Source organism: Achromobacter sp. Root170, assembly GCF_001428165.1.
Classification (GTDB): domain Bacteria; phylum Pseudomonadota; class Gammaproteobacteria; order Burkholderiales; family Burkholderiaceae_B; genus Achromobacter; species Achromobacter mucicolens.
The window spans coordinates 633696-653123 of sequence record NZ_LMHN01000001.1; the positions used below are offsets into that span (position 1 = coordinate 633696).

Sequence of the window (19428 nt, forward strand, 5' to 3'; positions counted from 1 at the left end):
AACCATGAAACACGCTGGCGCGTGGCGCGTATTGACGCCCGGCAGGACGCCGCCATGTAATGCAAATAAAACGACTAAAGCAGGCAAACGCTATGGGAAATCTGATGGACCTCCGCCCGTCCTTTCTGAAGGGACGTACACCCGCCGGCAAAACGTCCCGCGATGTCTTGCAGAAGCTCTGGCGTTCGGTCGATTTACCGGACGCGTCGCTTGAGCACGTCGTGCTGACCGGCGCAGACCCTGTCGTCCCTTCCTCATTTGCCGTCGGCACGGCGGCGCAGACCAGCATGGCTGCCGCGGCCCTGGCTGCCGCGGAGGTCTGGCACCTGCGGGGCGGCGCCCGGCAGCAGGTCAGCGTGGACATGCTGCATGCGGCGCAGGAGTGCCGCAGCCACTACACCATCAATGGCGTCACGCCCAATCCTTGGGATCCCATCACCGGCGTCTATCGCTGCGGCGATGGCGGCTGGGTGCGGATTCATGCCAACTTCGCGCATCACCGTGACGGGGCGCTGGCCTTGCTGGGCTGCCCGACCGGCGACGGCGCCACGCGCGAAGCCGTGGAACGCGCACTGAGCCGCTGGAAGGCGCTGGAATTCGAGCAGGTGGCGGCCGATGCCGGCATGGTCGTGTCTGCAATGCGCTCGTTCGAGGAATGGGACCGCCATCCGCAGGGGCAGGCTGTCGCCGCGCAACCGCTGCTGACCATCGAACGCATCGGTGAAGCCGATCCGCGTCCGCTGCCGAAGTACGCGCAGAATGCGCGTCCGCTGCAGGACATCCGCGTGCTGGACCTGACGCGCATCATCGCCGGGCCGGTGTGCGGCCGTGCGCTGGCCGCCTATGGCGCCGACGTCATGCTGGTCAACAGCCCGCAACTGCCCAATATCGACAACATCATCGACACCAGCCGCGGCAAGCTGTCCGTGCTGGCGGACCTGGACACGGCAGATGGCCGCATCGCGCTCGGCAACCTGCTGCGCAGCGCGCATATCTTTGTGCAGGGCTATCGGCCTGGCGGCATGTCCGCACTGGGATTCGGTCCGCAGGACGCGGCACGCATCCGTCCGGGCATTGTGTATGTGTCTTTGTCCGCGTACGGCACGACGGGTCCGTGGGCGAACCGGCGCGGGTTCGATTCCCTGGTGCAGACGGCCACGGGCTTTAACCACGCGGAAGCACTGGCTGCCGGTCAAGAGGCGCCCAAGGCGTTGCCGATGCAGATCCTGGATCACGCGTCGGGTTACCTGATGGCGTTTGGCGCGCAGGTGGCGCTGGCGCGCCAGGCAACCGAAGGCGGCAGCTGGCACGTGCGCGTGTCGCTCGCTCAAACCGCGCACTGGCTGCGCGGATTGGGGCGGGTGGACGGCGGGCTGGACTGTCCCATGCCGGGCTTTGACGGCCTGATGGAGACGTCGCCATCAGGTTTTGGCGAGCTGGTCGCGGTGCGCCATGCGGCGCGCTTCTCGGAGACCCCGGCGCGCTGGATCCGGCCGTCCAGTCCGCCCGGCACGCACCCGACGGTCTGGCCGTTCAACTGATCTTCGGCAGGCGCGGTTCGTAAAGCAGTACGTTTACGACCGCGCCTTATTGTGAACGCTGGTATTTCACCAGGGCGTTACTGCCTGGCCTTCCATTCCCGCAGCGCACGCATCGTGTTTGCCACGTGCGACTCGGGGCTCATGTTCGTGTATTCGTACAGGATCTTGCCTTCGGGTGAGATCACGTAGGACACGCGCTGCGCATATTCCGGCCGCTTGTCGTGGACGGCGTCGTACGCCTTCATGACTTTGCCGTCGCCATCGGCCGCGACGGCGAATTTGTTGCGGCACTCGCTGACGGAAAACTTCTTGAGCGTGTCGATGTTGTCGGTCGAGACGCCGATGACCGTGGCGCCCAGCGATTTGTATTCGTCCGTGGCCTCGGCGAAGTTGTGGGCTTCGATGGTGCATCCCTGCGTGAATGCCGCCGGGAAGAAATACAGCACCACCGGACCTTGCTTTAGCGCTTCCTTCAGCTTGAAGGTGTATTCGTTGCCGCCCAGCGAGGCCGGCACGCTGAAGTCCGGCGCGGCGGCGCCCACCGGCAGCGCGGCGAGGGCCGGCGTGCCGGCCATCAGGCCGCATACGAGGAACCAGGGGGCAAGGCGCTTCATGTGTGTCTCCCGTTGGAGCCGCGGAAACGCCGCGGCAAGCTGTCTACTGTAGCGGCGGGGCGCGCACGGGTCCAGTTCAACCGCCGTCAGGCCCGCCGCGGCCATTGTTGCCGCGCGGCTGGTCGCGTTGCTGTTGCTGGCGTGACTGCTGCTGTTCCCGCTGCTGCTGTTGTTGCTGTTGCTGTTGCTGTTGTTGCTGTTGCTGCTGTTGGCGGGCCTGCTGCGCCTGCTGGTCGCGTTGCTGTTGCTGATCGCGCTGTTGCCGTTGCTGCTGCTGCTGCTGCTGCTGCTGCTGCTGCTGCTGACGGACCTGTTGCGCCTGCTGGTCGCGTTGCTGTTGTTGCCGGTTCTGGCGCGCCTGTTGTTCGTGCTCCTGACGGTCACGCGCCATTTGGCGCGCCTGGTCGTCGCGCTCCCGCTGCTGGCGGGCCTGTTGATCTTGTTGACGGCGTTCGCGCAAGTCCTGCTGGTTCTGCTGATCGCGTTGCTGCTGCTGGCGCGCCTGCTGGTCACGCATCTGCTGCTGGCGCAATTGCTGCTGGGCTTGCGCGTCGTTCTGCTGCCGGTCGCGCAACTGCTGGTCACGGCGTTGCTGTTCGCGAGCCTGCTGTTGGCGCTGCTGATCGTTTCTCAACTGATCGCGCGCCTGCTGGTCGCGGACCTGCTGCTGGCGATCCTGCGGCGCGGACGGGTTGTTGCCCTGCGGGCGGGCGTCCCGGCCAGGCCTGCCGTTGTTCGGGTGATCCACATACGCCTGGGGCGGCTTGCCTTTGTTGTGCTCATAGAACTGGGCGCGGTTGCCGCCCGCATCGCGCACGTAGGCACGCTGCGCGTCGGTGGGGCCCGCGTGGCGGTCATTGCGCGCGGCCAGCTCGCGCGGGTCGGCATTGCGGCGCACGCCTTGCGGCCCGCCGTGGTAGCTGACCCGGCGGTTGTCCACGTTGTTGACGACGATGTTGCGGTTGTAGACGTTGGTCACGCGGGTGATGTTCACGTTCGTGACTGACCGGTTGTAGTAGAAGCGGTCGCGCTTCCAGTAACCGCCCACATAACCCAGGCCCGTATAGCCGAAGCCGTAGTTGATGCCGCCGTAGAAACCCACGTGCGGCCCCCAGTAGCCCGGGTTCCAGAGGTAAACGCCATTGGAAAAGCCCCAGTAACCGGGCGTCCAGAGGGCGCCCTGATACGGCGCCAGCACCCAGGCGCCGGGCACCCAGAAAAAGCCGTAACGGTTGAGGCTCCAGTAGCCGGGCACCCACAGATAGCCGTCCGCGGGGGCAGGCGGCTGCACGTAGACCGGCAGGGGTGGCGGCGGCTCGGGACTGCGGTCAACCAGCGCAAGATTGGCGTTGGCGGGATCGCCCTCGTCGTATGCGGGTTGTTGATACGCAGACGGAACCGCCACCTGCTGCGTGGAGTAGACGTTCTGCGCGGCGGCCAGCGCGGGGGCGGCGGTAACTGCCAGCAGTGCCGCGGTGGCCAGCGGCCGCAACCGGGCAATCTGGAAGGAAGGGCTCATGAGAATGTCCTTGGCGCAGCAGATCCGATGTTCAATAGCCGCGATAGTAATAATGCGGGGCGGGGTACGCCGGGTAGTAGTAATAGTGCGGCGTGGCGTAGACCGGCGCGGGCCGGTAGTAAGCCGGCCGCGCCGGGACGACCACACAGCCGCTCAAGGCGCTTGTCATCGCTACCATCAACAACAAAGTCTTTTTCATCATCCGGCTCCCGCCTGGCGCAAGGCGCGAAATACGCCTTCACTGCGCGCATGCAAATTAGGCCATGCCGGCGGGACCAAGTTCGGGGACTGTAATGGTTCCGAAACAGCTTTCGCGTGACGGATGTTTGCGCCTGCGTGACGGTCGATGACGTTCGTATCAATGTCCCCGTAAACGCGTCATAGTCGTCGCAAAAAGAAAGGGACCGCGAATGCGCGGTCCCTTGTGATGTTGCCTTGCATGTCCGCCGCGTGGCGCGGCGGACTGGGGCAGCCGGTCAGTTCCAGCGGCCGCCGGTGCCAGCCAGGCTGAAACGGCCAGCGCCCATGAACGCGATCGCCAGGCCAGTGAACAGGTACATGCCTTGCAGTTCCAGTGCCCAGCCGCCGTTGTTGGTCATGCTGGCAATACTGCCGCTGTGGGCGAGCAGGATGGCGACGACCATGTTGATGGCGATGATCAGACCGGCCAGACGGGTGTAGACGCCGATGATCAGCAGGACGGGAGCGACGATTTCGCCAATGTACACGCCGTAGGCCAGGAAGCCGGGCAGGCCATGCGAGGACAGCATGCCGCTGATGCCGCCGACGCCGCCGCCGGTCAGCTTGAACAGGCCGTGGAGCAGAATCAGGATACCGAGGGTCAGGCGCAGGATCAGCTTGCCGGTGTCATCGGACTTGATCATGGTGAGTTTCTCTTGTGATGGTTAAGGGGGACAGTGGGCAGGTTGGAGCTCACTGCTTGCCTTTGGTTCCGCGCCCGCCGCGCCTTTCGAAAAAACCAGCATACCGGCGTGCGGGCGGCGCCATTATGGCAAAGCCCGTGTGAAACCCACAAGCTTTTGCCGCGCGTGACTGCCGCCCGCCATGCCGGATCAGAATTCTTCCAGGAAGCGCATCCGGAACCGGCGGCCCTTGATGTTGCTGTTGGAAATCCGGGAGAACGCCTGCTTGGCGATCTGGCGGTCCAGCGCCACATACGACGTGAATTCGGTGATGTTGATCTTGCCGACCTGCTCGAACGTCAGGCCGCCGTCGCCGGTCAGCGCGCCCAGCAGGTCGCCAGGACGCAGCTTGTCCTTCTTGCCGCCCTGGATGCTCAGCGTGATCATGGGCGCGCGCAACGGGCGGTCGGCCTTGGGGCGCAGCGATTTGAGGTCGCCCCATTTCAGCGGCGAGCCCTGGTATTGCTCGATCAGGGTGGCCCAGCGCATTTCCTCGGGCGAACACAGGCTGAGCGCCAGGCCCTTCTGGTCGCCCCGGCCGCTACGGCCGATGCGGTGAACGTGGACCTCGGTGTCCTTGGTGACGTCCACGTTGATGACGGCGCCCAGGTTCTGGATGTCCAGCCCGCGCGCGGCCACATCGGTGGCCACCAGCACGGCGCAGCTCTGGTTGGCAAACTGGATCAGGATTTCGTCGCGCTCGCGCTGTTCCAGGTCGCCATTGAGCGCCTGGGCGCTGATGCCTTCGGCTTGCAGGCGTTCCACCAGATCATGGCTGCGGATCTTGGTGTTGCAGAAGGCCAGCGTGGAGGCGGGACGGAAATGCGCCAGCAGCTTGGCCACTGCGTCCAGGCGTTCGCCTTCGTCGATCTCGTAGAAGATCTGCTCGATGCGGCTGGCGTCGTGTTGCGCCTCGACCTTGACCTCGGCGGGATTGCGCAGGAAACGCGCGCTGAGCTTGCGGATGTTGTCGGGATAGGTGGCCGAAAACAGCAGCGTCTGGCGCTTGGCGGGGCAGTGCGAGGCAATGGCGACGATGTCGTCATAAAAGCCCATGTCCACCATCCGGTCCGCTTCGTCCAGGACCAGCGTGTTCAGGCCCGACAGATCCAGGCTGCCGCGTTCCAGGTGGTCCTGGATGCGGCCGGGCGTGCCGACCACAAGGTGCGTGCCGCGGGCCAGCGACTCGGCCTGCGGCCGCGCCGCGGCGCCGCCGCACAGCGTCAGGATCTTCACGTTGGGAATCAGGCGCGCCAGACGCCGCAGTTCTTGCGCGACCTGGTCGGCCAGTTCGCGGGTGGGGCAGACCACCAGACCTTGCGGAACCAGGCGATTCACGTCCAGGTTCTGAAGCACGCCCAGCCCGAACGCCGCCGTCTTGCCGCTGCCGGTCTTGGCCTGGGCGATCACGTCGCGCCGGTCCAGGATGAGCGGCAGCGCCTGCGCCTGGATCGGCGTCATCTGTTCGAAACCCAGGGTTTTCAGGTTCTCGAGCAGCGGGGGAAGGAGGGGAAGGGTGGAGAAGGCGGTGTCGGTCACGGGGGGGCGGATCCGGTCAGGGATCGGAGAAAAGCTGAGTTGGGCGTAGTGTAAAGCCTGAGTCGGTATGATCTACCGACGGGTTGGCCGGCTGCGGGGCGGGCCTGTCCCGATCATCAACGCCAACTGACGTCAGGGTGGATCATGTTCGACAAGTTCAAGGCGCTGTCCGAAGGCGCGGCTGTCAAGGCGCGCGCGCTGACCAGCCGCACGGCCGGGGCGCTGGAAAATTCAAAAGCCCAGCTGGGCGATGCCGCCGCGAATGCGCGGGCCAAGGGCCTGGCGCTGGCGGGCGCCACGGCGGTGAAAGGCCGCGAGCTGGCCGGGGCCACCGCGGAAAAGGGCCGCGAACTGGCGGGCGCGACCGCCGAAAAGGGCAGCGCGCTGGTGGACCAGCATTGGCAGACCATCGAGCGCGTGACGGTCGACGGCTTGCTCAGCGTCTCGGCCGAAAAGCTCAAGGACGACGCCATGGTCAAGGACGTGCTGGAGCGCGCCTACGAGGCGCTGCCGACCGTGGTGCGGCTCGTCCTGCCGCGCGACCGGTATCTGGAAATCGTCATTCAGAAAAAGCAGCCGCTGCTGGCTAAGATCGAAGGCGCGAGAAACCGCCGCCAGGAGCGGACGCAGGCCGGCGCGGCCAGGAACGACCCGGACGCATGAATCGTCCGGACTAGGCGGACGCTTCGTACGTTCCCGCCAACGCCCGGGCCGCTTCCTGCATGCGCGGCAGCCACGCCCGCGCGCCGTCGATCGACAACCTTGCCACCGGCGCATGCAGCGCCACCGCCGCAATGGCGCGCGATCCATGCAGGATGGGCACCGCCATGCAGACGATGCCCAGCAGGAATTCCTCGCGGTCGAAACTGGCGCCTTCTTTCTTGATGGTCCGCAGTTCTTCTTCCAGCGCCGCCGCGTCGCAGAGCGTGTTCGGCGTATAGCGCGGCAACTGGGCCGCCGCCAGCATGCGCTGGCGGGTTTCGCGGCGCATGTATGCCAGGAACAGCTTGCCGCTTGCCGAACAATGCAGCGGCACGCGCGAGCCCGATTGCAGGTTGACGCGCAGCGGCCAGGCGGTTTCCACCCGATCCAGGTAAATGACCTCGTCGCCGTCGAGCATGGTGCAGTTGCAGGTCTCGCCGATTTCGTCGACCAGGCTATCCAGGATGCGGTGGCGCTCGCCGCGTAGCGGTGAATTGAGCAAGGTGTCGCGCGCCAGCGCCCCAAGACGCGGGCCGCTGACGTAGCTTTTGCCGGCCGGTTCGCGCAGCAGCATGCCGGCGTCGACCAGGCGCGACAGGATGCGCAGGACGGACGGTTTGGGCAGGCCGGTGGCCTCGGTCAGTTCGGCCAGCGAGACGGGCTGGGACGAACGGGCAACCTGTTCCAGCAGCGTCAGCGCGCGCAGGGCGGCGGAGGATTCGTCTTTCATCTTTCAATAATTGAAGAATTGGCGGTCGGCTGCCCATCGTCGCACAGAAAATGCAGAAAATGGAACGCACGGGGGTGGGAAGGGAGGGATTTCTGGCGCAGTATCGGATCACACCGGCCAACTAGCAATCGGACGAGCGCCGGCATGCCAGGAGAGAGACCATGAGCAGCAAGCAACACATGACCCCCAGCGAAGCGTTTGTCGAAACGCTGGTCGCGCAGGGCGTCAAGGATGTTTTCGGCATCGTCGGTTCGGCCTTCATGGACGCGCTGGACCTGTTTCCCGCGGCCGGCATCCGCTTCGTGCCGACGGTGCACGAACAGGGCGCGGCGCACATGGCCGACGGCTATTCCCGCGTGACCGGCCGGCACGGCGTGTGCATTGCACAAAACGGCCCCGGCATCACCAACTTCGTGACGGGCGTGGCGGCGGCCTATTGGGCGCACAGCCCGGTGGTGGCGATCACGCCCGAGACCGGCACGTCGGGCATGGGACTGGGCGGCTTCCAGGAGACCGAGCAGTTGCCGATCTTCTCGCGCATCACGAAGTACCAGGCGCACGTGAACCGCCCGGATCGCATGGCCGAGTTCACGGCCAAGGCGTTCGACAATGCGATGGCCGAACGCGGCCCCGCGCAGCTGAACATTCCGCGCGACTATTTCTACGGCGAGATCGACGTTGCCATCCCCGAGCCGCGCCGCATCCGGCGCGGGCCGGGCTCCGAAGAGGACCTGGAGGCCGCGGCGCGCCTGCTGGCCGAGGCCAAGTTCCCGGTCATCGTGGCGGGCGGCGGCGTGTTGTTCTCGGACGGACAGGCGGAATGCGTGGCGCTGGCCGAGCTCTTGGGCGCGCCGGTGGTGACCAGCTATCTGCACAACGACGCGTTCCCGGCCAGCCATCCGCTGTGGTGCGGCCCGCTGGGCTACCAGGGCGCCAAGGCCGGCATGAAGCTTCTGTCGCAGGCGGACGTGGTGCTGGCGCTGGGCACCCGGCTCGGGCCCTTCGGCACGCTGCCGCAACACGGGCTGGAATACTGGCCGCAGAATGCCCGCATCATCCAGGTCGACGCCGACCATCGCATGCTGGGCCTGGTGCGTCCGGTGTCCGTGGGCATCTGCGGCGACGCCAAGCCGGCCGCCGCCGCGCTGACGGCCAAGCTGCAGGGTCGCGACGTGGCCTGCGTGCGCACCAAGGATCAGCGCGCCAGCGAGATCTCTGCCCAGAAGGCCGAGTGGGAACAGGAACTGGACAGCTGGTCGCACGAGCGCGACGACTGGAGCCTGGACATCATCGAACAGGGCGGCGGGCGCATGCACCCGCGCCGCATGCTGCGCGAGCTTGAACGCGCGATGCCCAAGCACGTGATGGTCTCCACCGATATCGGCAACATCTGCTCGGTGTCCAACAGCTACCTGCGTTTCGACGAGCCCAACTCCATGCTGGCAGCCATGAGCTTCGGCAACTGCGGCTACGCGCTGCCGGCCTTGATCGGCGCCAAGCTTGGCCGGCCCGACCGCCCGGCGGTGGCGTATGTGGGCGACGGCGCCTGGTGCATGAGCTTCCAGGAATTGCTGACCTGCGTGCGCGAGCAGATCCCGGTGACCGCGGTCGTGTTCCACAACGGCCAGTGGGGCGCCGAGAAAAAGAACCAGGTCGACTTCTATGGGCGCCGCTTCGTGGGCAGCAACCTGCGCAATCCCAACTTCTCGGAATTGGCGCGCGCCATGGGGGCCGAAGGCATCCGCGTGGAACACGCCGACCAGGTCGGCGCCGCGCTGCAGGCCGCGTGCCAGGCGCAGCTTGAAGGCAAGACCACCGTGCTGGAAATGATGGTCAGCCAGGAGCTGGGCGATCCGTTCCGCCGGGATGCGCTCAAGCAGCCGGTGCGGTTCCTGGACAAGTACCGCAAGTACGTGAACCAGCCGTTCCAGGCCGGCGAGGTGCCGCTGTCGATCGAGCCGGTGGGACGCTGACCGGCGCGCCCGGCGCGGGCAGGGGCTGGCCGTCACGGCCTGGCCCCGCGCCGGTCAATCACCCGGCCGCCGCACGCGCGGCCGCGGCAGGAGCGAAGACATGGCATTCGACCGTTTGTTCGAGCCGCTGCGCGTTGCCGCGCTGGCGGCGGGGCGGCTGCGCACCGCGGTGGCGTATCCGCTGTGCCCCGTCAGCCTGCGCGCCGCCGTAGAGGCGAGCGAGGCAGGCTACATCGAGCCCGTGCTGGTCGGGCCCGCGGACCGCATGGCCACGCTGATGGCGCAGGAAGGCATACGCGCGGGTTCCATGGAAATCGTCGACACGCCAGACGATGAGCTTGCGGCCGCACGCGCGGCCGCGGCGCTGGCGCGTGACGGCGCGGTCCGCATGCTGATGAAGGGCAGCCTGCACACCGATCACTTCATGTCGGCGGTGGTGACGCGCGAATCGGGCCTGCGCACGGGCCGGCGCATCAGCCACGCGTTCGTGATGGCGGTGGCGGCCTACCCGAAGCTGCTGATCCTGACCGACGCGGCGGTCAACATCGCGCCCACCTTGCAGGAAAAGGCGGACATCGCGCAGAACGCCATTGATCTGGCGCGCGCCCTCGGCGTGGAACGGCCCAAGGTTGCGGTGCTGTGCGCCACCGAATCGGTCAACCCGGCGATGCCGGCCACGCTGGATGCGGCCGCGCTGTCCAAGATGGCGGACCGCCAGCAGATCCGGGGCGGCGACATCGATGGGCCGCTGGCCTTCGACAACGCCATCTCGCGCGAAGCGGCCGACCAGAAAGGCATCGTGTCGCGCGTGGCGGGCGACGCCGACATTCTGCTGGTGCCCGACATCGAGGCCGGCAACATGCTCTACAAGGAGCTCACGTGGCTGGCGGGCGCCGGCGCGGCGGGCCTGGTGCTGGGCACGCGGGTGCCGGTGCTGTTGACGAGCCGGTCCGATTCGATGGAAGCGCGGGTGAACAGTTGCGCCGTCGCGGCGCTGCACGCGCACGCCATCGGCCGGTGACCGCGGGCAAGCCTGGCACCACCAAGTCTGGCGGTTTGGTACTAAGCGTGCATCCGGGGGATGACTACGCTAGACCGCAAGCCATCCATGAATGGTTCATGCCACAACATCAAAGGGGTAGCACATGCGCAGCGCAAGACTAGGCCTGGCCACGATTCTGTCGGTGTTTGCAATGGCGGGGGGCGCTAGAGCGGCTGACGCGCCCAAGGCCGGCGGCACGCTGGTCATCGGATCCACGCAGGTGCCGCGGCACCTGAACGGCGCGGTCCAGTCGGGAACGGCCACCGCCCTGCCCAGCGCACAGCTCTTTGCCAGCCCGCTGCGCTACGACGCCGACTGGAAGCCGCAACCCTACCTGGCTGAGTCGTGGGAACTGGCGCCGGACGGCAAGTCGCTGACCCTGCACCTGCGCGGCGACGCGGTCTTTCATGACGGCAAACCCGTGACGTCCGAGGACGTGGCGTTCTCGATCATGGCGGTCAAGCAGAACCATCCCTTCCAGACGATGTTCGCGCCCGTCGAAAGCGTGGACACGCCGGACGCGCGCACCGCTGTGCTGCGCATGAGCAAGCCGCATCCGGCAATCCTGCTGGCGCTGTCGCCAGCGCTGATGCCGGTGCTGCCCAAGCACATCTACGGCGACGGCCAGGACCTGAAGAACCATCCGCGCAACTCGGCGAACGTGGTGGGCTCGGGCCCGTTCGTCTTCAAGGAGTTCAAGCCGGGACAGGAGATCGTGCTGGAACGGTTCGATAAGTTCTTCTTGAAGGGCAAGCCGCTGCTGGACCGCGTGGTGGTCAAGATCAACCCCGACGCCACCAATCTGCTGATCGGGCTGGAGCGCGGCGACATCGGCGCGCTGCCGTTCATGACCGAGCCGACCATCCTGCGGCGCGCCAAGGACAATCCGTCCATCGTCATGACGAGCAAGGGCTATGAGGGCATCGGCGCGCTCAGCTGGCTGGCGTTCAACACGGCGCGCAAGCCGCTGGACGACGTGCGGGTGCGCCAGGCCATCGCCTACGCGACAGACAAGGGCTTCATCACGAAGGCGCTGAATGCGGGCTTTGCCGCGCCGGCGCATGGCCCGATCGTGGGCACCAGCCCCTTTGCCAGCGACGACGTGAAGAAGTATCCGCTGGACTTGAAGCGCGCCGAACAGCTGCTGGACGAGGCCGGGTTCAAGAAGGACGGCAAGGGCGAGCGCATGACGCTCACGGTGGACTACATGCCGGGCAGCGACGTGCAGGGCAAGAACGTCGCCGAGTACCTGCGCAGCCAGTTGAAGAAGGTGGGCATCAACGTGCAGGTGCGCGCGTCGCCGGACTTTCCGACGTGGGCCAAGCGCATCGCCGGCAAGGATTTCGACATGACCACCGACATCGTCTTCAACTGGGGCGATCCGGTCATCGGCGTGCACCGCACGTACATGTCGTCCAACATCCGCGACATCATCTGGACCAACACGCAGTCCTACAAGAATCCGAAGGTCGATGCGCTGTTGGAGCAGGCGGGCACCGAGACCGACGCGGACAAGCGTCGCGCGCTCTACGCGGATTTCCAGCGCCTGGTCACCGAGGACGTGCCCATCGACTTCCTGACCGTCATTCCGTACCACACGCTCTCGTCCAAGAAGGTGCAGGGCCTGCCGTCCGGCATATGGGGACTTCTGTCGCCGCTGGATGAAACGTCCGTGCAGTAGCGGGAGCCGTCATGCTGCGATATCTCTCGCGCCGCCTGGCCTACGCCGCGATCCTGCTGCTGGCCGTGGTGACGCTGAACTTCCTGCTCATCCACATTTCGCCGGGCGACCCCGTGGAGACCATCGCGGGGTCCATGGGCGGCATCAGCGAAGACCTGCGCGCCCAGCTGCGCGCGCAGTACGGGCTGGACAAACCGTTCCTCGCGCAGCTTGGCATCTATCTGGGCCAGGTCGTGCGCGGGGACCTGGGGTATTCCTACTTCTTCAACGTGCCGGTCGCCCAATTGATCTGGGACCGCGTGCCGGCCACGCTGCTGCTGGTGGTGACGTCGGTGACCGTGGCGTTCCTGACGGGCACGCTGCTGGGCACGCTGGCCGCCAGAAAGCCCAACGGCCTGCTGTCGCAGGGGATCACGCTGCTGTCGGTCGTGGGCTATTCGGCGCCGGTGTTCTGGACCGGCATCATCCTCATCATCCTGTTCGCCTCGGTGCTGCCGATCTTTCCGGTGTCGGACATGCGGTCGGCGGGCGGCCCGGAGGACGGCTGGGCGGGTGTGCTGGACGTGCTGCACCACCTGGTGCTGCCCGCGTTCACGCTCGCCTTCGTGTACCTGGCGCAATACAGCCGGCTGGCGCGCGCCAGCGTCATGGACGCGCTGTCGGCCGACTACATCCGCACCGCGCGCGCCAAAGGCCTGCCGGAGAACACGGTGCTGTACAAGCACGCGCTGCGCAACGGCGTTCTGCCGGTGGTGACCATGCTGGGGCTGCAGTTCGGCAACGTGCTGGCCGGGGCGATTCTTGTGGAGACTGTCTTCAACTGGCCGGGACTGGGACGCCTGGCCTTCGATTCCGTGCTGCGCCGTGATTATCCGACGCTGCTGGGCATCCTGCTCTTTGCCTCGTTGCTGGTCGTGGTGATGAACCAGCTTACCGATCTGGCGTACCGCCTGATCGATCCCCGGATCAAGACATCATGAGACCCGCACCCATCGCGCTGCCCGGGCAGGCCCGCGCCGACGCTCGTCCCAAACCGCCGCCCCGGCCGTCGTACGAGGCGCTGCGCGTGTTCGCGCGCAACCCCAGCGCGCTGGCCGGCGTGCTGCTGCTGGCGGCGATCCTGGCGGTCACGATCTTCGGTCCGATGATGATGCAGGCCGATCCCTTCGAGATCGCCGCCGCGCCGATGGAACCGCCTGGTGGCGAACTGCTGTTGGGGTCCGACTACCTGGGCCGCGACGTGCTGACCGGCATGATCTACGGCGGCCGCGCAACCCTGCTGGTGGGCGTGGTGGCGGCGGTGCTGTCCATGGCGATCGGCATCACCGTGGGCGCGCTGGCGGGCTATTACGGCGGCTGGGTCGACGAAACCCTCATGCGCATCACGGAATTCTTCCAGGTGCTGCCCACCTTGCTCTTTGCGATGGTGCTGGTGACCCTCTTCAGCCCGTCGCTGGCCACCATCGCGGTCGCGATCGGCGTGGTCAGCTGGACGGGAACCGCACGGCTGGCCCGCGGCGAGTTCCTGCGGTTAAAGCGCCGCGAATACGTGCTGGCCGAGCGCGTGATCGGCGCGGGCGACTCGCGCATCATCTGGCGCGTCATCCTGCCCAACGCGCTGGCGCCGCTGATCGTGTCGGCCACGCTGGCCATCGGCACGGCGATCCTGTTCGAGGCAGGGTTGTCGTTCCTGGGCCTGGGCGATCCCAACGTGATGAGCTGGGGCCTGATGATCGGCAGCAACCGGCCCTACATCCTGACCGCGTGGTGGGCGGTGACCTTGCCGGGCGCGGCCATCTTCCTGACCGTGCTGGCCGTCAGCCTGATCGGCGATGGCCTGAACGATGCGCTCAATCCGACGTCGCGGGGCCGGGCATGAACGCGGCCGACCTGACTCCCGTGCTGCAAGTGGACGGCCTGAGCCTGGAGTTCCGCACGCGCGGCCGCGCGGCCGAAGTGCTGAGCGACGTGAGCTTTGACCTGCGTCCCGGCGAAACGCTGTGCCTGGTCGGCGAGTCCGGCTGCGGCAAGAGCATGACGGCGCTGGCGATCATGCGCCTCATCCCGCCGCTGGCCCGCATCGGCGCGGGGCACGTGCGGTTGCGCGGCGCGGACCTTGCCATGCACGACGACGAGGCCATGCGCCGGGTGCGCGGCAACAACATCTCGATGATCTTCCAGGAGCCCATGACCGCGCTCAATCCGGTCTACACCGTGGGCGACCAGATCGGCGAGCCGTTGCGCCAGCACCAGGGGCTTTCCAAGCGCCAGGCGCGCGAGCGCGCCATCGAGATGCTCAAGTCGGTGGGCATCCCGCTGCCCGAGCGCCGCGTGGACGACTATCCGCACCAGCTGTCCGGCGGCATGCGGCAGCGGGTCATGATCGCCATTGCGCTGGCCTGCGACCCGGACGTGCTCATCGCCGACGAGCCCACGACCGCGCTGGACGTGACGGTGCAGGCGCAGATCTTCGACCTGTTGCGCGAGCAGCAGGCGCGCCGCGGCACCGCCGTGCTGCTGATTACGCACGACATGGGCGCGGTGTCCGAGATGGCGGACCGCGTGGTGGTGATGTATGGCGGGCGCGTGGTGGAGCAGGGCAGCGTCGGCCAGATCCTGGCCCAGCCCCGCCATCCGTACACGCAGGGGCTGATCGCCTGCCTGCCGGAACTGGATCGCGAGCCCGGCGACGACCGGCCCGATCTGCCTGAAATTCCTGGCGTGGTGCCCTCGGTCTGGGAGCGCGGCGCCGGCTGCCCCTTCGTTGACCGCTGCAAGCACGCGATGGCGCGGTGCAGCCGCGAGTTTCCGCCCATGACGCTGCTGGACGGCGGCCAGGGGGTGTCCTGTTGGCTATATCCGGAGGCATCGCAATGAGCCAGTCGCACGCGTCGTCCCTGCTGTCCGTGCGAGACCTGTCGGTGCATTTCCCGGTGGGCGGGCGCGGGCGCGATGGCAAGCCGGTGGTCGTGCGGGCGGTGGACGGCGTGTCGTTCGAGCTTGAGCGCGGCCGCACGCTTGCCATCGTGGGCGAGTCCGGTTCGGGCAAGACCACCACGGCGCTGTCGGTGCTGCGCCTGGCGGACCCCACCGGCGGCAGCATCCATTTCGATGGCAATGACCTGACCGCGATGCGCGGCGCGGCGCTGCGGCGCATGCGGCGACGGTTGCAGCTGGTGTTCCAGGATCCGTACTCGTCGCTCAACCCGCGCCAGCGTGCCGAGGACATCGTGCGCACGCCGCTGGACCTGATGGGCATTGAGTCGCCCGGCGGGCGCGAGGCGCGCGTGGCGTTGATGTTCGAACTGGTGGGCCTGCGGCCCGAACAGCGCCAGCTGTTTCCGCACCAGTTCTCCGGCGGGCAGCGCCAGCGGCTGAACATCGCGCGGGCGCTGGCCAGCGCGCCGGACCTGATCGTCTGCGACGAGCCCGTGTCCGCGCTGGATATCGCCATCCGCGCGCAGATCCTGAACCTGCTGCGCCGGATCCAGCGCGAGCAGGGGCAATCGTTTCTCTTCATCTCGCACGACATGGCGGTGGTGGAGCACGTGTGCGACGACATCGCCGTCATGTATCTGGGCAAGATCATCGAACGGGCCTCGCGGCGCGCGTTTTTCTCGCGGCCGCTGCATCCGTACAGCGTGGCGCTGATGTCCGCCGTGCCCACCGTGAAGGGCGGGCGCGAGACGGCGGCGCGGCGGGTCAGGCTGTCCGGCGATCCGCCCAGCCCGGTCAACCCGCCGCCCGGCTGCCGCTTCGCGGGCCGCTGTCCAGCCGCGCAGGCGCTGTGCTCGACCCGGGAACCCGCCTTGCGCGAGGTTGCCCCGGCGCATCACGTGGCCTGCCATTTCGTCGAGACGCGCGGCGGCGTGACGGTGTCGCCGTTGCAGGGCTGATGCGCGCGTGCCGATATTTCCCGACTGACAAGGAATCCCGATGAACCAGCCTTCCGGCGCCACGACCCTCTACGTCGCGCGAACCATCCTCACCATGAACCCCGCGCAGCCGCGCGCGACCCACGTGGCCGTGCGCGATGGCCGCATTCTGGGCGTGGGAACGCGGGAGGATCTGGCCGGCTGGGGGCCGGCGCAGGTCGACGACCGGTACGCGGATAGCGTGCTGATGCCGGGCCTGGTCGAAGGCCATTGCCACCTGCCCGAGGGCGGCATGTGGAAGTTCGTCTATGTGGGCTTTTATGACCGGCGCGGCCCCGACGGCAAGCTGTGGCCGGGCCTGAAAAGCTTTGCGGACGTGGCGGCCCGGCTGCGCGATGCCGAGCGGTCGCTCGCACAGGGCGAGACGCTGATCGGCTGGGGCTTCGATCCCATCTTCTTTGGCGGCGACCGCATGAGCATCCATGACCTGGATGCGGTGTCGGCCGAGCGCCCCGTGGTCGTGATGCACGCCAGCATGCACCTCATGAACGTCAATTCGCCCATGTTGGCGCGCGCCGGTATCGACCGCGATACCGATATCGAAGGCGTGACCCGGCTGGCGGACGGGCGGCCCAGCGGCGAACTCTGCGAGTTTGCTGCCATGTTTCCCGTCATGCGGCTGATCGGCAGCCCGTTCCGCACGGTGGGGCTGACCGAGGAAGGGCTGCGGATGTTCGGCAAGGTGGCGCAGTGGGCGGGCGTGACCACCGCGACGGACCTGGTCAACGAGTTGAACGACGAAGGATTGGCGACGCTGGCGCGGGTGACGGCGGAATCCGGCTATCCCGTGCGCATCGTGCCCGCGGCGTCGGCGCTGACCTACGCGGGCAACGCGGCCGGCTGCCTGGAAAAGCTGGCGGCGGCCCGTCGCCTGAATCACGCCAAGCTGCATCTGGGCATGGTGAAGCTGGTGGTGGACGGATCCATTCAGGGCTTCACGGCGCGGGTGCGCTGGCCCGGCTATTACAACGGCGCGCCCAACGGCATCTGGGTCATCGCGCCGTCCGAACTGGATGCGATGGTGCAGACCTACCACGACGCCGGCGCGCAACTGCACATCCACACCAACGGCGACGAAGCCACGCAACTGGCCATCGAGGCCGTGGACCGCGCGCTTCGGCGCACGCCGCGCCGCGACCACCGCCACACGCTGCAGCACTGCCAGATGGCCGACGCGGCCCAGTTCCGGCAGATGGCCAGCCTGGGCATGTGCGTGAACCTCTTTGCCAACCACATCTACTACTGGGGCGATGCCCACTATGCGCTGACAATGGGCCCGGACCGCGCCAACCGCATGGACGCTTGCGCGTCGGCGGCGCGGGCGGGCGTGCCCTACGCCATCCATTCCGACGCGCCCATCACGCCGCTCGGCCCACTCTTTACGGCCTGGTGCGCCGTGAACCGGCAGACGGCCTCGGGCCGCGTGCTGGGCGAGTCCGAGCGCATCGGCGTCGACGCTGCGCTGCATGCCATCACGCTGGGCGCGGCGTATACCTTGCACATGGATCATCTGGTCGGTTCGATCGAAGTTGGCAAATACGCGGACTTCTGCGTGCTGGCCGACGACCCGTCCGCCGCCGCGCCGCAGTCGCTGAAGGACCTGAAGGTGCTGGGCACGGTCATCGGCGGGCGTCCGCTGCCGCTGGAGGCGTGACATGGCGCGCATTCCGTTGACGGTGGTCGGCGGCTTCCTGGGCGCGGGCAAGACCACCTTGCTCAATCATGTGCTGACCGCCAGCCCGCGCCGCGCGGCGGTGCTGGTCAACGACTTCGGTCCGGTCGACATCGACGCCAGCCTCGTCGCAGGGCGCGCCGAGAACGTCATCCGGCTGTCCAATGGCTGCGTCTGCTGCTCGATGGCAGGCGGACTGGACGATGCGCTGGCGCGCGTGCTGGCGCTGGATCCGTTGCCCGAGTGGATCGTCATCGAGGCGAGCGGCGTGTCCGATCCAGGACGCATAGCGCAGGTTGGCATGGCCGACCCGCTGTTGCAGCTGGAAGCCGTGGTGGTGCTGGCCGATGCGGGCGCGATCCGCGACGTGTCGGCCGATCCGCTGCTGGCCGACACGGTGCTGCGGCAGCTGCGCGCGGCCGATCTGCTGGTGCTGAACAAGACGGATCTGGCGGCGCCAGCCGAGCTGGCGGCGGTGCATGAGTGGCTGCGCGAGGCGAGCGGCGGGGCGCCTGTGGTGCAGACGCGCGAGGGAAAGTTGGACCTGCGGCTGCTTGGCGGCGGGGATGGCGCGTTGGCGGCCAGGCACGCGGATGACGAGGCCCACGCCTGCGGACACGGCGGGGTGCAGGCCGCCGCCGCTGACTGCGGCCACGGCGGCGCCGTCGACGCCGGACACAGCAGCCGGCGCGATGCGCCGCCCGACCCCGACCATCCGTTCCACAGCTGGCTGTGGCGCGCACCCGCGCTTGTCGATGCCGACATGCTGGCCGAGCGCCTGAAGCAGCTGCCGCGCCACGTGCTGCGGGCCAAGGGGTGGGTGTGCACCGGCCGGCATGGCTGGGTGCTGGTGCAGTTTGCGGGACGGCGCGTGCGCTTTGACACGCAGGCGCGTATGCCGGCAGGGCAGCGCGAACCGTCGCTGGTGGTGATCGGCATGCGCGGCGTCACGGACATGCCGGCCATCGCGGCGCGGCTGGACGGGGCGGCGCTGCCTGGCGCCGACGGCGCGCCGGAATCTTCGTGGGCCGAGCCGCTGCGCTAGTTCTGGTGCAAGCGATTCCCCGGGTCTGGTCCTACCCCCGTGCATGGCCCGCACGTACCTTGAGGGTTCAGCGTGGACGCATCTCGCGCCGCGCCAGAGAAGGAGGGTAGGCAATGCAAAAGTCCGTCACCGTGGAAATGCTGGCCGAGTTTGCGGCCGCCTGGAACCGGCACGATATCGACGCCTTGATGTCGTTCATGAGCGAAGACTGCGTGTTCGAGACCGTGGGCGGGCCGGAGCAATACGGCAGCCGTCACGCGGGTCCGGAAGCGGTGCGCGCGGCCTTTGCCGCGGCCTGGAAGACCTTTCCGGACGCGCAATGGGAGAACGGACGGCACTGGGTGGCCGGAGATCGCGGCGTGTCCGAGTCCACGTTTTGCGGCACGGCGGCGGACGGCTCGCGGGTGCAGGCCGACATGGTCGACGTGTTCACCTTCAAGGACGGCAAGATCCAGGTGAAGAACGCCTTTCGCAAGCAGCGTCCGGCCTTGCCGGCAAAGGCCTAGATTCCG

Annotated in this window: 18 protein-coding genes; 12 read left to right on the top strand and 6 right to left on the bottom strand. The window is 67.5% G+C overall.

Annotated features, from left to right (window positions below):
* The first annotated feature begins 92 nt into the window (after positions 1–92).
* Positions 93–1541: a CoA transferase gene (locus ASD87_RS02890; protein WP_056316894.1), complete on the top strand. Its 1449-nt coding sequence runs from the start codon at positions 93–95 to the stop codon at positions 1539–1541.
* 77 nt (positions 1542–1618) lie between these two features.
* Here ASD87_RS02890 and ASD87_RS02895 read toward each other — a convergent pair whose 3' ends face one another.
* The 5 genes from ASD87_RS02895 to dbpA all read right to left on the bottom strand — a co-directional run bounded on the left by ASD87_RS02895 (position 1619) and on the right by dbpA (position 6136).
* Positions 1619–2155: a peroxiredoxin gene (locus ASD87_RS02895; RefSeq protein WP_056316897.1), complete on the bottom strand. Its 537-nt coding sequence runs from the start codon at positions 2153–2155 to the stop codon at positions 1619–1621.
* Between the two features lie 76 nt (positions 2156–2231).
* Positions 2232–3674, bottom strand: a complete 1443-nt coding sequence (locus ASD87_RS02900; RefSeq protein ID WP_056316900.1) for a YXWGXW repeat-containing protein — start codon at positions 3672–3674, stop codon at positions 2232–2234.
* 31 nt (positions 3675–3705) lie between these two features.
* Positions 3706–3843 (bottom strand): hypothetical protein, encoded by a 138-nt coding sequence (locus tag ASD87_RS27075; RefSeq protein WP_162256750.1) that lies wholly within the window; start codon positions 3841–3843, stop codon positions 3706–3708.
* Positions 3844–4150: 307 nt separating this feature from the next.
* Positions 4151–4558 carry a DoxX family protein gene (locus tag ASD87_RS02905; RefSeq protein WP_056316902.1) on the bottom strand — a complete coding sequence of 136 codons (408 nt, stop codon included), beginning with the start codon at positions 4556–4558 and terminating at the stop codon, positions 4151–4153.
* Between the two features lie 189 nt (positions 4559–4747).
* Positions 4748–6136 carry an ATP-dependent RNA helicase DbpA gene (gene dbpA, locus ASD87_RS02910; RefSeq protein ID WP_056316905.1) on the bottom strand — a complete coding sequence of 463 codons (1389 nt, stop codon included), beginning with the start codon at positions 6134–6136 and terminating at the stop codon, positions 4748–4750.
* 144 nt (positions 6137–6280) lie between these two features.
* On the opposite strand from dbpA, the gene ASD87_RS02915 reads away from it, so the two are divergent.
* Positions 6281–6799 carry a hypothetical protein gene (locus tag ASD87_RS02915; RefSeq protein ID WP_056316908.1) on the top strand — a complete coding sequence of 173 codons (519 nt, stop codon included), beginning with the start codon at positions 6281–6283 and terminating at the stop codon, positions 6797–6799.
* A 10-nt stretch (positions 6800–6809) separates the two neighbouring features.
* Here ASD87_RS02915 and ASD87_RS02920 read toward each other — a convergent pair whose 3' ends face one another.
* Positions 6810–7568, bottom strand: coding sequence for an IclR family transcriptional regulator (locus ASD87_RS02920; RefSeq protein WP_056316911.1), 759 nt, complete (start codon positions 7566–7568; stop codon positions 6810–6812).
* A gap of 161 nt (positions 7569–7729) precedes the next feature.
* Here ASD87_RS02920 and xsc point away from each other — a divergent pair, with 161 nt between their 5' ends.
* The 10 genes from xsc (at position 7730) to ASD87_RS02970 (ending at position 19422) form a co-directional block, all read left to right on the top strand.
* Positions 7730–9541, top strand: a complete 1812-nt coding sequence (gene xsc, locus ASD87_RS02925) for a sulfoacetaldehyde acetyltransferase (protein WP_056316914.1) — start codon at positions 7730–7732, stop codon at positions 9539–9541.
* Between the two features lie 100 nt (positions 9542–9641).
* Complete coding sequence (locus tag ASD87_RS02930; RefSeq protein WP_056316916.1) at positions 9642–10562, top strand: bifunctional enoyl-CoA hydratase/phosphate acetyltransferase; 921 nt, start codon at positions 9642–9644, stop codon at positions 10560–10562.
* A gap of 124 nt (positions 10563–10686) precedes the next feature.
* Entirely contained in the window at positions 10687–12264 is a 1578-nt protein-coding gene (locus tag ASD87_RS02935) for an ABC transporter substrate-binding protein (RefSeq protein ID WP_056316918.1), read from the top strand.
* Positions 12265–12275: 11 nt separating this feature from the next.
* Entirely contained in the window at positions 12276–13244 is a 969-nt protein-coding gene (locus ASD87_RS02940) for an ABC transporter permease (protein ID WP_056316920.1), read from the top strand.
* Positions 13241–14143, top strand: a complete 903-nt coding sequence (locus tag ASD87_RS02945; RefSeq protein ID WP_056316923.1) for an ABC transporter permease — start codon at positions 13241–13243, stop codon at positions 14141–14143. Before ASD87_RS02940 ends, ASD87_RS02945 begins: the two co-directional genes overlap by 4 nt.
* Entirely contained in the window at positions 14140–15141 is a 1002-nt protein-coding gene (locus tag ASD87_RS02950) for an ABC transporter ATP-binding protein (protein ID WP_056316924.1), read from the top strand. The genes ASD87_RS02945 and ASD87_RS02950 overlap by 4 nt, the downstream gene beginning before the upstream one ends.
* Entirely contained in the window at positions 15138–16160 is a 1023-nt protein-coding gene (locus tag ASD87_RS02955; RefSeq protein ID WP_056316927.1) for an ABC transporter ATP-binding protein, read from the top strand. Before ASD87_RS02950 ends, ASD87_RS02955 begins: the two co-directional genes overlap by 4 nt.
* A gap of 40 nt (positions 16161–16200) precedes the next feature.
* On the top strand, positions 16201–17853 hold the full coding sequence (locus ASD87_RS02960) for an amidohydrolase (protein ID WP_056316930.1): 1653 nt from the start codon (positions 16201–16203) through the stop codon (positions 17851–17853).
* Between the two features lies 1 nt (position 17854).
* Positions 17855–18916, top strand: coding sequence for a GTP-binding protein (locus ASD87_RS02965; protein WP_056316934.1), 1062 nt, complete (start codon positions 17855–17857; stop codon positions 18914–18916).
* Positions 18917–19029: 113 nt separating this feature from the next.
* Entirely contained in the window at positions 19030–19422 is a 393-nt protein-coding gene (locus tag ASD87_RS02970) for a nuclear transport factor 2 family protein (RefSeq protein ID WP_056316937.1), read from the top strand.
* The last annotated feature ends 6 nt before the right edge of the window (positions 19423–19428 follow it).

Coding starts and splice junctions, on each gene's coding strand:
- xsc (WP_056316914.1), top strand. CDS start 7,730: ATGAGCAGCAAGCAACACATGACCCCCAGCGAAGCGTTTGTCGAAACG.
- ASD87_RS02905 (WP_056316902.1), bottom strand. CDS start 4,558: ATGATCAAGTCCGATGACACCGGCAAGCTGATCCTGCGCCTGACCCTC.
- ASD87_RS02960 (WP_056316930.1), top strand. CDS start 16,201: ATGAACCAGCCTTCCGGCGCCACGACCCTCTACGTCGCGCGAACCATC.
- ASD87_RS02970 (WP_056316937.1), top strand. CDS start 19,030: ATGCAAAAGTCCGTCACCGTGGAAATGCTGGCCGAGTTTGCGGCCGCC.
- ASD87_RS02930 (WP_056316916.1), top strand. CDS start 9,642: ATGGCATTCGACCGTTTGTTCGAGCCGCTGCGCGTTGCCGCGCTGGCG.
- ASD87_RS02935 (WP_056316918.1), top strand. CDS start 10,687: ATGCGCAGCGCAAGACTAGGCCTGGCCACGATTCTGTCGGTGTTTGCA.
- ASD87_RS02890 (WP_056316894.1), top strand. CDS start 93: ATGGGAAATCTGATGGACCTCCGCCCGTCCTTTCTGAAGGGACGTACA.
- ASD87_RS02950 (WP_056316924.1), top strand. CDS start 14,140: ATGAACGCGGCCGACCTGACTCCCGTGCTGCAAGTGGACGGCCTGAGC.
- ASD87_RS02940 (WP_056316920.1), top strand. CDS start 12,276: ATGCTGCGATATCTCTCGCGCCGCCTGGCCTACGCCGCGATCCTGCTG.
- ASD87_RS02945 (WP_056316923.1), top strand. CDS start 13,241: ATGAGACCCGCACCCATCGCGCTGCCCGGGCAGGCCCGCGCCGACGCT.
- ASD87_RS02915 (WP_056316908.1), top strand. CDS start 6,281: ATGTTCGACAAGTTCAAGGCGCTGTCCGAAGGCGCGGCTGTCAAGGCG.
- ASD87_RS02920 (WP_056316911.1), bottom strand. CDS start 7,568: ATGAAAGACGAATCCTCCGCCGCCCTGCGCGCGCTGACGCTGCTGGAA.
- ASD87_RS02955 (WP_056316927.1), top strand. CDS start 15,138: ATGAGCCAGTCGCACGCGTCGTCCCTGCTGTCCGTGCGAGACCTGTCG.
- ASD87_RS02895 (WP_056316897.1), bottom strand. CDS start 2,155: ATGAAGCGCCTTGCCCCCTGGTTCCTCGTATGCGGCCTGATGGCCGGC.
- ASD87_RS02965 (WP_056316934.1), top strand. CDS start 17,855: ATGGCGCGCATTCCGTTGACGGTGGTCGGCGGCTTCCTGGGCGCGGGC.
- ASD87_RS02900 (WP_056316900.1), bottom strand. CDS start 3,674: ATGAGCCCTTCCTTCCAGATTGCCCGGTTGCGGCCGCTGGCCACCGCG.
- ASD87_RS27075 (WP_162256750.1), bottom strand. CDS start 3,843: ATGACAAGCGCCTTGAGCGGCTGTGTGGTCGTCCCGGCGCGGCCGGCT.